The 14,249-nt window shown below is 39.9% G+C and carries 12 protein-coding genes and 2 pseudogenes; 10 read left to right on the top strand and 4 right to left on the bottom strand.

Going from position 1 to position 14,249, the window contains the following annotated elements; genetic code table 11:
• Positions 1-47: 47 nt before the first annotated feature.
• From D8836_RS04880 to D8836_RS04865, 3 genes and pseudogenes are all read left to right on the top strand, one after another.
• Complete coding sequence (locus D8836_RS04880) at positions 48-983, top strand: bifunctional riboflavin kinase/FAD synthetase (protein ID WP_125393330.1); 936 nt, start codon at positions 48-50, stop codon at positions 981-983.
• 151 nt (positions 984-1,134) lie between these two features.
• A pseudogene (locus D8836_RS11370) lies at positions 1,135-1,868 on the top strand (nucleotidyltransferase domain-containing protein).
• Between the two features lie 8 nt (positions 1,869-1,876).
• A pseudogene (locus D8836_RS04865) lies at positions 1,877-2,856 on the top strand (hypothetical protein).
• 126 nt (positions 2,857-2,982) lie between these two features.
• On the opposite strand, the gene D8836_RS04860 reads toward D8836_RS04865, so the two are convergent.
• From D8836_RS04860 to D8836_RS11365, 3 genes are read right to left on the bottom strand one after another with little or no spacing between them, the layout of a single operon-like run.
• Positions 2,983-3,798: a TIGR03943 family putative permease subunit gene (locus D8836_RS04860; RefSeq protein ID WP_125393327.1), complete on the bottom strand. Its 816-nt coding sequence runs from the start codon at positions 3,796-3,798 to the stop codon at positions 2,983-2,985.
• Positions 3,795-4,700, bottom strand: a complete 906-nt coding sequence (locus D8836_RS04855) for a permease (RefSeq protein WP_125393326.1) — start codon at positions 4,698-4,700, stop codon at positions 3,795-3,797. Before D8836_RS04855 ends, D8836_RS04860 begins: the two co-directional genes overlap by 4 nt.
• The gene (locus D8836_RS11365; protein WP_004234728.1) at positions 4,701-4,832 is read right to left on the bottom strand and encodes an SPJ_0845 family protein; all 132 of its coding nucleotides are present in this window, start codon (positions 4,830-4,832) and stop codon (positions 4,701-4,703) included.
• Positions 4,833-5,458: 626 nt separating this feature from the next.
• On the opposite strand from D8836_RS11365, the gene D8836_RS04845 reads away from it, so the two are divergent.
• The 5 genes from D8836_RS04845 (at position 5,459) to D8836_RS04825 (ending at position 11,476) form a co-directional block, all read left to right on the top strand.
• Positions 5,459-7,588 (top strand): Tex family protein, encoded by a 2,130-nt coding sequence (locus tag D8836_RS04845; protein WP_125393325.1) that lies wholly within the window; start codon positions 5,459-5,461, stop codon positions 7,586-7,588.
• Positions 7,575-8,024: a SprT family protein gene (locus tag D8836_RS04840; protein ID WP_084887056.1), complete on the top strand. Its 450-nt coding sequence runs from the start codon at positions 7,575-7,577 to the stop codon at positions 8,022-8,024. The genes D8836_RS04845 and D8836_RS04840 overlap by 14 nt, the downstream gene beginning before the upstream one ends.
• 58 nt (positions 8,025-8,082) lie before the next feature.
• Entirely contained in the window at positions 8,083-8,355 is a 273-nt protein-coding gene (locus tag D8836_RS04835; protein ID WP_033685104.1) for a PspC domain-containing protein, read from the top strand.
• Positions 8,356-8,727: 372 nt separating this feature from the next.
• A complete protein-coding gene (locus tag D8836_RS04830) occupies positions 8,728-9,486 on the top strand; it encodes an ABC transporter ATP-binding protein (RefSeq protein WP_000173372.1) in 759 nt (252 codons plus the stop codon).
• 1 nt (position 9,487) lies between these two features.
• Positions 9,488-11,476, top strand: a complete 1,989-nt coding sequence (locus tag D8836_RS04825; RefSeq protein ID WP_125393324.1) for an ABC transporter permease — start codon at positions 9,488-9,490, stop codon at positions 11,474-11,476.
• A 238-nt stretch (positions 11,477-11,714) separates the two neighbouring features.
• Here the strand turns inward: D8836_RS04825 and D8836_RS04815 are convergent, their stop codons facing one another.
• Positions 11,715-12,410: a VIT1/CCC1 transporter family protein gene (locus D8836_RS04815; RefSeq protein ID WP_125393323.1), complete on the bottom strand. Its 696-nt coding sequence runs from the start codon at positions 12,408-12,410 to the stop codon at positions 11,715-11,717.
• 228 nt (positions 12,411-12,638) lie between these two features.
• On the opposite strand from D8836_RS04815, the gene D8836_RS04810 reads away from it, so the two are divergent.
• Both D8836_RS04810 and D8836_RS04805 read left to right on the top strand, forming a co-directional pair.
• Positions 12,639-13,430 carry a Cof-type HAD-IIB family hydrolase gene (locus D8836_RS04810; RefSeq protein WP_125393322.1) on the top strand — a complete coding sequence of 264 codons (792 nt, stop codon included), beginning with the start codon at positions 12,639-12,641 and terminating at the stop codon, positions 13,428-13,430.
• Complete coding sequence (locus D8836_RS04805; protein ID WP_125393321.1) at positions 13,430-14,248, top strand: Cof-type HAD-IIB family hydrolase; 819 nt, start codon at positions 13,430-13,432, stop codon at positions 14,246-14,248. The genes D8836_RS04810 and D8836_RS04805 overlap by 1 nt, the downstream gene beginning before the upstream one ends.
• Position 14,249 lies beyond the last annotated feature (1 nt).

The raw sequence follows: 14,249 nt of genomic DNA, 5'->3' as shown, positions 1-14,249 counted from the left end.
GGGATTTCCTTTTAGCGAAAAGGCTTTCTCTATGATATAATAGTTTCATGATTACAACAGTACCTATAAAAAATGAAAAAGACATCGCAGTACCTGATAAAACAGTTCTTGTATTAGGCTATTTTGACGGTATTCATAAAGGACATCAGAAGCTTTTTGAAGTAGCTAGCAAGGCTTCTATGAAAGATTATCTACCAGTTGTCGTGATGACCTTTACAGAGTCCCCTAAGCTTGCTTTGCAACCGTACAAGCCAGAATTAATGCTTCATATTGTCAGCCATGAAGAACGGGAACATAAGATGAAATGGCATGGAGTAGAGGCTCTTTTCTTACTTGACTTTAGTAGTAAATTTGCTAGTTTAACGGGGCAAGAGTTCTTTGATACCTATGTTAGAGCATTAAAACCAGCGATTATTGTAGCGGGATTTGATTACACCTTTGGTTCTGATAAGAAAACTGCGGATGATTTGAAGGACTATTTTGATGGAGAAATCATCATTGTTCCTCCTGTTGAGGATGAAAAGGGTAAAATTAGTTCTACTCGTATTCGTCAAGCTATTCTTGATGGAGATGTCAGAGAAGCTGGTCATTTACTTGGCACTCCTCTACCATCACGTGGAATGGTTGTTCATGGGAATGCTCGTGGACGGACTATCGGTTACCCAACAGCAAACTTAGTTTTAAGTGATCGAACCTATATGCCAGCAGATGGTGTTTACGTAGTTGATGTTGAAGTGCAGCGTAAAAGATATCGTGGAATGGCGAGTGTCGGGAAAAATGTTACTTTTGATGGAGAAGAGCCACGTTTTGAAGTCAATATTTTTGATTTTTCAGATGACATTTACGGTGAAACAGTCATTGTCTACTGGCTAGACCGTGTCCGAGAAATGGTCAAATTTGACTCTGTTGAAGAACTGGTAGATCAACTCCAGAAAGATGAAGAAATTGCTCGGAATTGGAAGGATGGAGATTCTGTCATTTAAAGGTCTCAGGTATAGAAAACGTCTGAAAAAGCTATTAGATGGATTAGTTATTTTGGTAGTAGTTTTGATAGTTTGATACAAAGCACTTTCAGTCCTCCTAGTTTCCTATTTTAGTAACTGTTTATGTTCAAATTATAGACGAGGCTTTATTATGCAAACGCAAGAAGAAATGAATGTTCTGGTACCCGAAAAATTAGCAGAAATTGAGCGTGATTTCGATGTCACAGTTTTGTGGGCTATTGAGTCTGGTAGTCGTGCATGGGGCTTTGAGTCTCCCGATAGTGACTTTGATGTACGATTTATCTACAAACACAAGCAAGAGTTTTATCTCCGTTTGAATGAACAGCGCGATGTTATCGAGCTACCAATTGACGATACTTGGGATGTGAGTGGCTGGGATTTAGACAAGACTTTAAAACTCCTTTATAAGTCTAATCCTACACTGTTTGAATGGTTACAGTCACCAATTGTTTATCAACAAACGGATTTTATCGAGCACATACGTCCACTTGCAACCCAGTATTTTTCTGAGAAAAAAATGCTGTACCATTAGGAGACAAGGTCAAACCTAAAAAATATTTCTATGCGCTGCGTCCTATTTTGGCTTGTCGCTGGATTGAAAAATATCATTCTGTTCCACCGATTTTGTTTGATGATTTGGTCAAAGAATTACTTCCTTCTCAAATGCAGGAGCATGTATCAAGGTTACTTGACATTAAGATAAACGGTCCCGAAAGTATGGAAATTGATCCGATAATGCCAATCCAGTACTACATCATCAAAAACATCAAAGAGCTGGATGCATACGTTCAAAGTGTTACCGAGGTGAAGAAAGACTGGAAAGCTCTAAATCAAGTTTTTCTTGAAGAATTAGGGCATGACTGAGGTTGTTTATGGGTAAATGGACATGTAAATGCGGGCAAGCGATGAACGACCATAGGTCGCCCGATTCAAATGCTTATTCAGTTTACTCGGATGAGTTGTTAGTAGAAATCATGAATAAAAAAGATGGTAATGATTCAATTTCTTATGAAGACATTTCAGAGGCGTCATTTTATATGTGGAAGTGTCCTAAATGCGGTAGTTTCATGGTTTTTGGCGAAGACGGAGATGGAGATCGCTTTACTTTTTATGAACGCCAAGAAGTTGAAAAGGTCGAGCATCTCTTTGATCCGGATCAAGAGTTAAATATCGTTGTTGTTGAGTTTCAGGAGGGAAGGAAAATACTGAAAAAACTGCTTTAGTTGTACAGAAGTATCATGCCTTACCAAAGGATATCACTTTTCCTGTTGAAAAGTTAAAACGTGTCATTCGTAGGTATTCACATTTCGACCCATTCACTTCGAAAATCATTTGTAGAAATTTAATTAAGCTTGGAAGAATTTTTGATGCTTGCTCTAAAAACGCTAAACCTGCGCCTCAGCAAACATATTACGTTATCAAAACTCCCTTAGGCTATTTCTGGTTAGAATTAAATGGTGTTCCTATTCCAATGAAAATTACACAAATTCAAGTCAGCGATAAAAAGTACCAAGTAGACAGAGCCCTTTATATAAAGCCTTCAGAGATTAACTGTAGAAGATTCTATGAACTGGAGTTGTGTGCTGATTTTGATATTGATGCCTCGAGATGGATCGATGTTCTCTCGGATGAAAATGTTTGGGGCAATAGCTGGGAACTAAATGGCCTTCAATTTGGTATTACTGCAGGGGAGTCTCCAGAATTTGAAGACGAAGTTGTTGCAAGAAAATATAGTCGTATCCCACTTTATTATGACTGGCACCCTGAATTTGAAGATTATTATGGCTTCAGTTTAGCTTGGAAAAAATACNAGTCTGATAGCGATTTATCGATAGATTTTTATACAACATAAGAAAGTTATAAAACATCAAAAATGACATCTTACTATAGACTATTTAATAAAAAACGAACAGGCTCTTTTTCTGTCATTCAGAAGAGAACTTGTTCGTTTTAACTTTTATGGTCTTAGCTTGCTTTTTTAAAACACGCGATACACATAGGGATTCTCTGGTTTATCGACTTTGGTAAAGCTTTCGATTTCCAAGGTTGGGAGGTTTTGTTTGAGTTCTTTATGATAGTAATTGACCAGTTTTCCTTTGGCTGTTATCCAGGTGTTATTCTCATATTGACGGGTATTTCCCTTGGTCAGTAATCCATAGACACCTGAATCCGCGATACAGTGAATAATGCCGAAGCGGAACAGAAATTGGCTATTGGCATGACTGGGGTCATTATAGACAAAGCCAGTGAACTGGACTGTCTTACCCTCAAACTCATCTGGATAGTCGTAGATAGCTTCCATGACTTCCATATAGTTTTCATTCGTAATCTGAATGCTATCTTGGGACAAGTATTTATCCGCCGCAGTTCGCATTTCCTTTTCATAGGCTGATTTTGAAAAATAAGAACTGGTATCTGGTTTCAAATATTGGCTTGTCGTTCCTTCACTTGTCTGAATGGCTTGATCCGTTCCTTCCGATAAGGGGAAATGATAGCCTTTGGCAGAAACGGTCTGAGAATCCAAGCTAACAGTTGGAAAAGTTAAACCGACGACAATAGGAATGGCCAGAAGAGCAACACTAGTAACCTTCGCTAATCGGTTGTTCAGATGACTGTGGATTTTGACTTGCTTCATCCAGATATACAATTGAACAATAGCCAAGATAAAGGAAAGCACCATGGAAATATAGGCAAGATAGGAATAGTGCATGTTGATGTACTGGTTTAATTTGCCCGACAGATGGAGATAAATGGTCAGTTCAAAATAGCCAGCTAAAACTAAAAACCGAATCATAGGATGACTCCAATCAAGAGAGAATAGACTAAGACAACGAGTGTCACAATCGTAATGAAGTGACTGATAAATCGTGCTTTCAAGTAATTTTTCATCATGAGAATATTTTTGATATCCAGCATTGGGCCAATGACGAGAAAGGCCAGAACTGGTGCCAAGCCGAAACTTGAGAGAAGAGAAGCACCGATAAAGGCATCCGCCTCACTGCAGAGAGAGAGAAGAAAGGCCAAAAGCATCAAGAGCAGGATGGCAAAAATAGGGGTTGCACTGATAGAGGTCAGAATCCGAGTCGGAACATAAACCTGTATCATAGAAGCAAAGAGACAGCCAAATACCAAATAACGCCCCGTATCAAAAAACTCATCTATCGCTTGCACAAAGACCTGAAAAACTTTTTTTGCAGGGGTCAAGTGAGAAAAATCGTGCTCATGACAAGCCAACCGATTTTCTTTTTGAATCGGTTCTTGCCAGAAAAATCCTAGAAAAATCCCAAGTATCACAGCCACAAGAATGGAACCAAGAGCTCGTAACAGGGCGATATGGAAGGAGTTGCCAAAGGCAGAATAGGTCGCAAAGAGAACAATAGGATTGATGACAGGTGCTGTCACAAGAAAGGGAACGGCCGTGTAACTGGGAACCTTTTTTTCCAGGAAACGATTGATAATGGGGACGATTCCACATTCACAAGAGGGAAAAAGTATCCCGACGAAGGTGCCAAAAAAGATTCTCCCCCAACGATTTCGAGGGAGAAAATGATACACCTTATCAGGTGTGATATAGACCTCAATCAGCCCTGAGACAATACTTCCTATCAGTACGAAGGGGAGAGCTTCAATGATAATGGAGAGGAAAATAGCTCCAGTCTGAAGCACACTAGATGGGAGTTGTTGGAAAGCAGTCATCTAGTTTTTCTTTTCTGCTTTGGCTTTTTTCTCTTTGTCATCAGGGAAAGTGACTTGTTTCAAATCAGGGAGTTTAGCAAACTCCTCAAACATCTTGTCCAAGTCATCAGTTTTTGTAAATTTTACAGCCATAGGTGCACCTCGATTCTAAATTCTACCTCTATTATACTATTATTTTGAGGAAAAGTGAAAAGTTAAAATTGAGTATCTAACGAATCATAGAGCTTTATAAATCCTGATTAAGTCTGGTAGATTGAGAAAGTTTGACAAAAAAAGTAGATAGTGCTAGAATAACATTAACGAAAGACATTTGAGGGCAGAAAGGTTCCTGCCGCACCTTGAAAAAGGTATCTGAGATGCTGGGTACACCGACCAGCCAAGTGTCCGTTATTTCAAAGGAGGGAGCTTAAATGCTCCTTTTTTGTTTAAAATTTCAAAATAGATTATCCCCACCGCAGGCTCAGGCTTGCGATTTTTTATTTCTCCAAAACACGCATTTTGAACGATTAGAAACAGAAATTACAATCCTATTGTTCAAAAAAGCGTTTTCTTGAAGAATAGGGAGGGAGAATCGTGGCACATTATTGTCAAAAATAAAAACAGTGAAATTAATCACTGATCCTTTTGTAAACTATTAGAATTAAATTGCAACCTTCTCAATAAATAGAATATTGAAATGGAGCAAATTTATTCCCCAACTTATGTTTTAAAATTGTAAGAGCTAATTTGAAACGTATAGCTTGTGGTATAATAGATTCATGGATAAAAAATATGAAAAAATCTCCCAAGATTTGGGAGTGACTTTAAAGCAAATTGATACTGTTCTAAGTTTGACAGCTGAAGGGGCGACTATTCCCTTTATCGCGCGTTATCGCAAGGACATGACTGGTAGTCTGGATGAGGTGGCAATTAAGGCCATTATCGACTTGGATAAAAGTCTGACAAATCTCAACGACCGTAAGGAAGCTGTTTTAGCTAAGATTCAAGAACAAGGCAAGTTGACCAAGGAGCTGGAAGAGGCAATCTTAGCTGCAGAAAAACTAGCAGATGTTGAAGAGCTCTATCTTCCATACAAGGAAAAACGTCGGACTAAGGCAACCATTGCTCGTGAAGCTGGACTCTTTCCTCTTGCTCGCCTGATTTTGCAAAACGTAGCTGACTTAGAGAAAGAAGCTGGGAAGTTTGTCTGTGAAGGATTTGCGACAGGGAAGGAAGCCTTGGCTGGTGCAGTTGATATCTTGGTCGAAGCCTTATCGGAAGATGTGACACTGCGCGCCATGACTTATCAGGAGGTGTTGAGACACTCTAAACTCACTTCTCAAGTTAAAGATGAAAGTCTTGATGAAAAACAAGTTTTTCAGATTTACTATGATTTTTCAGAGACAGTTGGAAATATGCAGGGTTATCGTACCTTAGCCCTCAATCGTGGGGAGAAACTTGGTGTCTTGAAGGTCGGTTTTGAACATGCGACGGACCGTATTCTAGCCTTCTTTGCTACTCGTTTCAAGGTAAAAAATGCCTATATTGATGAAGTTGTTCAGCAATCGGTTAAGAAAAAAGTCTTGCCTGCTATCGAGCGCCGAATTAGGACAGAATTAACTGAGAAAGCGGAAGAAGGAGCTATTCAACTCTTTTCTGACAACCTGCGCAATCTCCTCTTGGTTGCTCCGCTGAAAGGGCGCGTGGTTCTAGGATTTGACCCAGCCTTTCGTACGGGTGCCAAGTTGGCAGTAGTTGATGCCACAGGAAAAATGTTGACAACTCAGGTCATTTATCCTGTTAAACCAGCATCAGCTCGTCAAATCGAAGAAGCAAAGAAAGATTTGGCAGATTTGATTGGTCAATACGGTGTAGAGATTATTGCCATCGGTAATGGAACGGCCAGTCGTGAAAGTGAAGCTTTTGTGGCGGAAGTTCTTAAAGATTTTCCTGAGGTTAGTTATGTCATCGTCAATGAAAGTGGTGCTTCGGTCTATTCTGCCAGTGAACTTGCTCGTCAGGAGTTCCCAGACTTGACTGTTGAAAAACGCTCTGCTATTTCTATCGCCCGTCGTTTGCAAGATCCCCTTGCTGAATTGGTCAAAATCGATCCTAAGTCAATCGGTGTCGGTCAATACCAACACGATGTCAGTCAGAAGAAACTATCTGAGAGTCTGGACTTTGTTGTTGATACGGTGGTTAACCAAGTCGGTGTCAATGTCAATACGGCTAGCCCAGCTCTTCTTTCCCATGTCGCTGGACTCAATAAAACCATCTCTGAAAATATCGTCAAATACCGTGAGGAAGAAGGAAAAATCACTTCACGCGCCCAAATCAAGAAAGTTCCTCGTCTGGGGGCCAAGGCCTTTGAACAGGCAGCTGGTTTCCTTCGTATCCCTGAAAGTAGCAATATCCTTGATAATACAGGGGTTCACCCAGAAAACTACGCTGCTGTTAAGGAGCTCTTCAAACGTTTAGATATTAAAGACCTAAACGAAGAAGCCCAAAGCAAACTCAAGTCCCTTTCAGTCAAGGAAATGGCGCAAGAACTGAATCTTGGTCCAGAAACTCTTAAAGATATCATTGCAGATCTTCTCAAACCAGGTCGAGATTTCCGTGACTCTTTTGATGCTCCAGTTCTCCGTCAAGATGTACTGGATATCAAGGATCTTGTTGTCGGTCAGAAGCTAGAAGGTGTGGTGCGTAACGTTGTTGATTTCGGTGCCTTCGTTGATATCGGGATTCACGAGGACGGCTTGATTCATATTTCTCACATGAGTCGCAAATTTATCAAACATCCTAGCCAAGTAGTGTCCGTTGGTGATTTGGTGACCGTTTGGGTCAAGAAAATCGATACTGAACGTGAAAAAGTCAATCTGTCGCTGCTAGCTCCAAATGAAACTGACTGATTACGTTAAGCAGGTTTCACTAGGAGACTTCGGTAGACCTTTTATCCATCAAGCTCAGTGGAATTCTCGTCTACGTTCGACAGGTGGGCGATTTTTCCCAAAAGATGGGCATTTGGATTTTAATCCCAAGGTTTATCAGGAATTGGGGTTGGATGTTTTTAGGAAAATTGTCCGACATGAACTCTGTCATTATCACCTCTATTTTCAAGGGAAGGGCTATCAACACAAGGATAAGGATTTTAAGGAACTGTTGAAAGCAGTGGATGGATTACGCTTTGTACCAACCTTGCCAAATAGCCACTCTAAACCACTCAAGCTCTATCGTTGTCAATCCTGCCAGCAAGCTTATCATCGCAAGAGAAGGATTGATACTAAACGCTATCGCTGTGGACTTTGTCGAGGTAAATTGCTACTAATAAATCAGCCTGAGGACTGATGAAAGCCGAGCCTACCCGTGATATACTATGTCTAACCTAGCAGAAAGAGGAAAAATCATGAACAGTAAATTTTATAAAATGAGACGAAATCGCATGATTTCAGGAGTTTTGGCAGGTCTGTCAGACAAGTGGAATTTTGATGTTACCCTTGTTCGTTTTCTATTTGCTATTTTTACAGTCGCAAACTTTGGACTTGGGGTGATTATCTATATCATCCTAGCTTCTATCATGCCAACCAAGGAAGAAATCGAAGCAGAAATGTATGGAACAGGCCCACGTAAACGCAAAGAAGCTCAAGCCATTGAAGAAAATGATGGATGGTTTTGGTGAGGTAGAAACAGTTATTTTACTGTTAGTCTATGAATTCGACTAATCTATTTTAAAATTTTTGAACCCTTGTATCCGCAAGGGTTTTCTTCTTGCTTTCTTTTTATGGTAAAATATTTTTAATAAAATATCTACATTTCCTCCAATCTTACAAAAATGTAAGATTAAAGTCTCTTTTGTAAGGTTAGGTTATGGCAAGCGGTCTTTTTTTGATGTAAACTAGACTCATAAAGAACAAAGGAGTATCATCATGAAACAAATTTTACAGAAGAAAACAAGAAAACCAAGCCATAAAGATATCGAGCGCGTTCAGCTGGGATGCGCTATGATGCAAGCAACATTTCATTTGATGGGATATTAAGAAAGGAGATTCTCATGACACTTTTAGATGTAAAACACGTTCAAAAAATTTATAAAACTCGTTTTCAGGGCAACCAAGTAGAAGCCCTCAAGGACATTCACTTTACCGTAGAAAAGGGTGACTACGTTGCCATCATGGGTGAGTCTGGTTCTGGTAAATCAACTCTTCTCAATATTCTAGCTATGCTGGATAAACCAACTCGTGGCCAGGTTTACTTGAATGGAACTGACACCGCAACCATTAAAAACTCACAGGCTTCTAGCTTCCGTCGTGAAAAATTGGGATTTGTCTTCCAAGACTTTAACTTGCTAGATACTCTGTCTGTTAAGGACAATATCTTGCTTCCGCTTGTCTTGTCAAGAAGACCCATTACGGAGATGATGAAGAAATTGGTGGTGACAGCTGAGAATCTAGGCATCAACCAATTACAAGAGAAGTATCCTTACGAGATTTCTGGTGGTCAGAAACAGCGTGTAGCAGTAGCCCGCGCCATCATCACAGAACCTGAAATTCTCCTTGCGGACGAGCCAACAGGAGCCCTTGATTCCAAGTCATCTGCAGCCTTACTTGATGTTTTTGATGAAATCAATGAGCGCGGCCAAACCATTCTCATGGTAACCCACTCCACAGCAGCAGCTAGCAGGGCCAAACGTGTACTCTTTATCAAGGACGGCATTCTTTATAATCAAATCTACCGTGGAGAGAAGACAGAACGTCAGATGTTCCAAGAGATCTCTGATACCTTGACTGTCATGGCAAGCGAGGTGAATTAGTATGTTTCGATTAACCAATAAGTTAGCGGTATCGAACTTGATTAAAAACCGCAAACTCTACTATCCTTTTGCGCTGGCTGTTCTCTTGGCAGTCACCGTGACCTATCTCTTTTACTCTCTAACCTTTAATCCTAAGATTGCGGAAATCCGTGGAGGAACAACCATTCAGGCTACACTTGGATTTGGTATGTTTGTCGTCACCCTTGCGTCAGCCATTATCGTCCTCTATGCCAATAGTTTTGTCATGAAAAATCGTTCCAAGGAACTGGGAATTTATGGCATGTTGGGATTGGAAAAGCGCCATTTAATCAGTATGACCTTTAAGGAGTTAGTGGTGTTTGGAATTCTAACTGTTGGAGCAGGAATCGGTATTGGAGCCTTGTTTGACAAGTTAATTTTCGCTTTCTTGCTCAAACTGATGAAATTGAAGGTTGAGCTGGTCGCTACCTTCCAAATGAATGTTGTCATTGCAGTACTTGTTGTCTTTGGATTGATTTTCCTATGCCTTATGTTCCTGAATGCCCTTCGAATCGCCCGTATGAATGCCCTCCAGCTCTCGCGTGAGAAAGCAAGCGGAGAGAAAAGAGGTCGTTTCCTACCTCTCCAAACTATTCTTGGTTCCATAAGTTTAGGGATTGGCTATTATCTTGCCCTTACGGTAACCGATCCTCTTACAGCCTTAACAACCTTTTTCCTAGCTGTTTTGCTGGTTATCTTTGGGACCTATCTCTTGTTTAATGCAGGAATTACCGTTTTCCTTCAAATCTTAAAGAAAAATAAGAAATATTATTACCAACCTAATAACCTCATCTCTGTTTCCAACTTGATTTTCCGTATGAAGAAAAATGCGGTTGGACTAGCAACTATCGCTATCTTGTCAACAATGGTTTTGGTAACCATGTCAGCAGCGACAAGCATTTTCAATTCCGCAGAAAGCTTAAAAAAAGTTCTAAATCCGCATGACTTTGGAATTACTGGAAAAAATGTTGAAAAAGAAGATTTGGACAAACTCTTGAGCCAGTTTGCAAGTGACAAAGGTTATAGTGTCAAAGAGAAAGAAGTTCTTCGTTACAGTAACTTTGGTATTGCAAATCAAGAAGGAACCAAGTTAACTATTTTTGAAAAAGGACAAAACCGTGTCCAACCAAAAACAGTTTTCATGGTATTTGACCAAAAAGATTATGAAAATATGACTGGTCAAAAACTGTCTCTATCAGGAAATGAGGTCGGTCTCTTTGCCAAAAATGACGGACTGAAAGGACAGAAAGTACTAACTCTAAATGATCATCAATTTTCTGTCAAAGAAGAATTTAATAAAGATTTTATTGTCAACCATGTCCCAAATCAGTTTAATATTTTGACTACTGATTACAATTACCTTGTTGTACCTAATTTACAAGCCTTTTTGGATCAATTCCCAGATTCGGCTATCTATAATCAGTTTTACGGCGGTATGAATGTAAATATCAGTGAAGAAGAACAACTCAAGGTCGCTGAAGAGTATGAAAAATACCTCAATCAGTTTAATGCTCAATTAAACACAGAAGATAGCTATGTTTATGGTAGCAATCTAGCAGATGCTCGTTCTCAGATGAGTGCCCTCTTTGGTGGTGTCTTTTTTATCGGTATTTTCCTATCCATTATCTTTATGATCGGAACCGTTCTGGTCATCTACTACAAACAAATTTCTGAAGGCTATGAAGACCGTGAACGCTTTATTATCTTGCAGAAAGTCGGTTTGGATCAAAAGCAAATCAAGCAAACCATCAACAAACAGGTTTTAACTGTTTTCTTCCTTCCTTTGCTTTTTGCCTTCATACATCTAGCATTTGCCTACCATATGCTTAGTCTGATTTTAAAAGTAATTGGTGTAATAGATACGACTATGATGTTGACTGTGACCTTGTCTATCTGCGCTGTCTTCCTCATCGCCTATGTGCTGATTTTCATGATTACTTCAAGAAGCTATCGCAAGATTGTGCAAATGTAAAAAAGAATACCTCGACTTCAAAATCGAGGTATTTCTTGTATTTTATACTCAATGAAAATCAAAAAGCAAACTAGGAAGCTAGCCGCAGGTTGCTCAAAACACAGTTTTGAGGTTGTAGATAAGACTGACGAAGTCAGCTCAAAACACTGTTTTGAGGTTGCAGATAGAACTGACGAAGTCAGTTACATATATACGGCAAGGCGAAGCTGACGTGGTTTGAAGAGATTTTCGAAGAGTATTAAATGCTGAAAAGTTGTCCGAGCAGGAAAGTAACTCCCATGGTCAAGAGACCAATAGCTAGGTTCCGAATCATAGCTGTTTTGGTAGGTGCTTTTCCAAGTCTAGCACTTGTGTAGCCAGTGAGAAGAAGAGCCACACCGACGATAAGGACAGTAGCAGGGATGCGGTATTCACTTGGGAAAATAGTTACTGACAGCATTGGTGGTAAGCTACCAAGGAAGAAAGAAATAAAGCTAGAAATGGCAGCGTGCCAAGGATTAGTAAATTCTTCATACTCAATCCCATATTTTTCTTCTACCAAAGCCTTGAGAGGATTATTTAAAAAGGCTTTGTTGGTGAGAAGTTGGGCTGATGTTTCACACTCACCATTTTGAATATAGGCAGCATAGAGAGACTTTTTGGCGAGTTCCATATCTTGGTCTAGCAAGACTTGCTCACGCGCAACGGCCGCTTCCTCGGTATCTTTTTGAGTTGAAACGGACACATATTCTCCACCTGCCATTGAAAAGGCACCGGCCAAAATAGCTGCAAATCCTGATAAAAAGATAATCCAGATATTGCTCGTAGCACTGGCAACTCCGATAACCACACCAGCAATGGAAATAATCCCATCGTTGGCACCAAGAACACCCGCACGCAGGATATTTAAACGACCTGCAAAATTTGAATCAATTTCGTGATTTGTTTCTGACATACTAATCTCCTTTTTATCCAGTATAAAGGAAAGAGGTAATGAAATCAATCTTTTAAAACTGTCTGAAAAAAGTTGCACGATTTTAATTTTTTAAGCGTTTTTAAGTTGAAATCAGTACTAGCTAGTAGGAAAGGATAAAAGATAGGGAAAGCTGATAGACTCGTCCTTTTTCTAGCTATCTATGGTATAATAGAAGGTAGATTTACTAATCGGAGTAAGAAAGATTTTATGATTAAACTAGTAGCAACGGATATGGACGGAACCTTCCTAGATGAGAATGGACGCTTTGATATGGACCGCCTCAAGTCTCTTTTGGCTTCCTACAAGGAGAAAGGCATTTACTTTGCGGTAGCTTCAGGGCGCGGATTTCTGTCTCTAGAAAAATTATTTGCTGATGTTCGTGATGACATTATTTTCATCGCGGAAAATGGCAGTTTAGTAGAGTATCAAGGTCAGGACTTGTATGAAGCGACTATGTCTCGTGACTTTTATCTATCAACTTTTGAAAGGCTGAAAACTTCACCTTATGTAGATATCAATAAACTGCTCTTGACGGGAAAAAAGGGAGCTTATGTTCTAGATACGGTTGATGAGACCTATTTAAAAGTGAGTCAGCACTATAATGAAAATATCCAAAAAGTAGCGAGTCTAGAAGATATTACAGATGACATTTTCAAATTTACAACCAACTTCACAGAAGAAACGCTAGAAGCTGGTGAGGCTTGGGTAAACGAAAACGTCCCTGGTGTTAAGGCCATGACAACTGGCTTTGAATCCATTGATATTGTTCTGGACTATGTCGATAAGGGAGTGGCCATTGTTGAATTGGCTAAAAAACTTAGCATCACAATGGATCAGGTTATGGCTTTTGGAGACAATCTAAATGACTTGCATATGATGCAGGTTGTGGGACATCCTGTAGCTCCTGAAAATGCACGACCAGAAATTTTAGAATTAGCAGAGACTGTGATTGGTCACCATAAGGACCAGTCGGTTATAGCTTATATGGAGGGCTTATAATGGCAGATATAAAATTAATCGCATTGGACTTGGACGGGACCTTGCTGACTACTGATAAAAGGCTGACGGATCGTACCAAGGCAACCTTGAAAGCTGTGCGTGATCGTGGTATCAAGGTCGTATTGACAACTGGTCGTCCCTTAAAAGCTATGGATTTCTTTCTCCATGAGCTAGGGACTGACGGTCACGAAGATGAGTATACCATTACTTTTAATGGTGGTTTGGTTCAGAAAAATACAGGTGAAATCCTTGATAAAACAGTCTTTTCATATGATGATGTGGCACGCTTGTATGAGGAAACAGAGAAATTATCACTGCCTCTTGATGCCATCTCAGAAGGAACTGTTTATCAAATTCAATCTGACCAAGAAAGTCTTTATGCCAAATTCAATCCAGCTTTGACTTTTGTTCCAGTTGACTTTGAAGACCTATCTAGTCAAATGACTTATAATAAATGCGTGACTGCCTTTGCTCAAGAACCCTTGGATGCAGCCATTCAAGAGATTTCTCCAGAATTGTTTGATCAATATGAAATCTTTAAGTCACGTGAAATGTTGCTAGAGTGGTCACCAAAGAATGTTCATAAAGCAACAGGTTTGGCAAAACTGATCAGCCATCTTGGAATTAACCAAAGTCAAGTCATGGCATGTGGTGACGAGGCCAATGACCTCTCTATGATTGAATGGGCAGGGCTCGGTGTTGCCATGCAAAACGCTGTTCCTGAAGTCAAGGCAGTCGCAAATGTAGTGACGCCAATGACCAATGATGAAGAGGCTGTCGCCTGGGCTATCGAAGAATATGTGCTAAAGGAGAACTAAG

It is taken from the genome of Streptococcus mitis, assembly GCF_003942995.1.
Taxonomy (GTDB): Bacteria; Bacillota; Bacilli; order Lactobacillales; family Streptococcaceae; genus Streptococcus; species Streptococcus mitis_CV.
This window is presented reverse-complemented; position numbering and strand designations above follow the sequence as displayed.

Bases quoted from the DNA above. Each gene is read 5' to 3' on its own strand.
- D8836_RS04880 (WP_125393330.1), top strand. From the start codon at position 48: ATGATTACAACAGTACCTATAAAAAATGAAAAAGACATCGCAGTACCT.
- D8836_RS04860 (WP_125393327.1), bottom strand. From the start codon at position 3,798: ATGATTCGGTTTTTAGTTTTAGCTGGCTATTTTGAACTGACCATTTAT.
- D8836_RS04855 (WP_125393326.1), bottom strand. From the start codon at position 4,700: ATGACTGCTTTCCAACAACTCCCATCTAGTGTGCTTCAGACTGGAGCT.
- D8836_RS11365 (WP_004234728.1), bottom strand. From the start codon at position 4,832: ATGGCTGTAAAATTTACAAAAACTGATGACTTGGACAAGATGTTTGAG.
- D8836_RS04845 (WP_125393325.1), top strand. From the start codon at position 5,459: ATGGATAAAAAATATGAAAAAATCTCCCAAGATTTGGGAGTGACTTTA.
- D8836_RS04840 (WP_084887056.1), top strand. From the start codon at position 7,575: ATGAAACTGACTGATTACGTTAAGCAGGTTTCACTAGGAGACTTCGGT.
- D8836_RS04835 (WP_033685104.1), top strand. From the start codon at position 8,083: ATGAACAGTAAATTTTATAAAATGAGACGAAATCGCATGATTTCAGGA.
- D8836_RS04830 (WP_000173372.1), top strand. From the start codon at position 8,728: ATGACACTTTTAGATGTAAAACACGTTCAAAAAATTTATAAAACTCGT.
- D8836_RS04825 (WP_125393324.1), top strand. From the start codon at position 9,488: ATGTTTCGATTAACCAATAAGTTAGCGGTATCGAACTTGATTAAAAAC.
- D8836_RS04815 (WP_125393323.1), bottom strand. From the start codon at position 12,410: ATGTCAGAAACAAATCACGAAATTGATTCAAATTTTGCAGGTCGTTTA.
- D8836_RS04810 (WP_125393322.1), top strand. From the start codon at position 12,639: ATGATTAAACTAGTAGCAACGGATATGGACGGAACCTTCCTAGATGAG.
- D8836_RS04805 (WP_125393321.1), top strand. From the start codon at position 13,430: ATGGCAGATATAAAATTAATCGCATTGGACTTGGACGGGACCTTGCTG.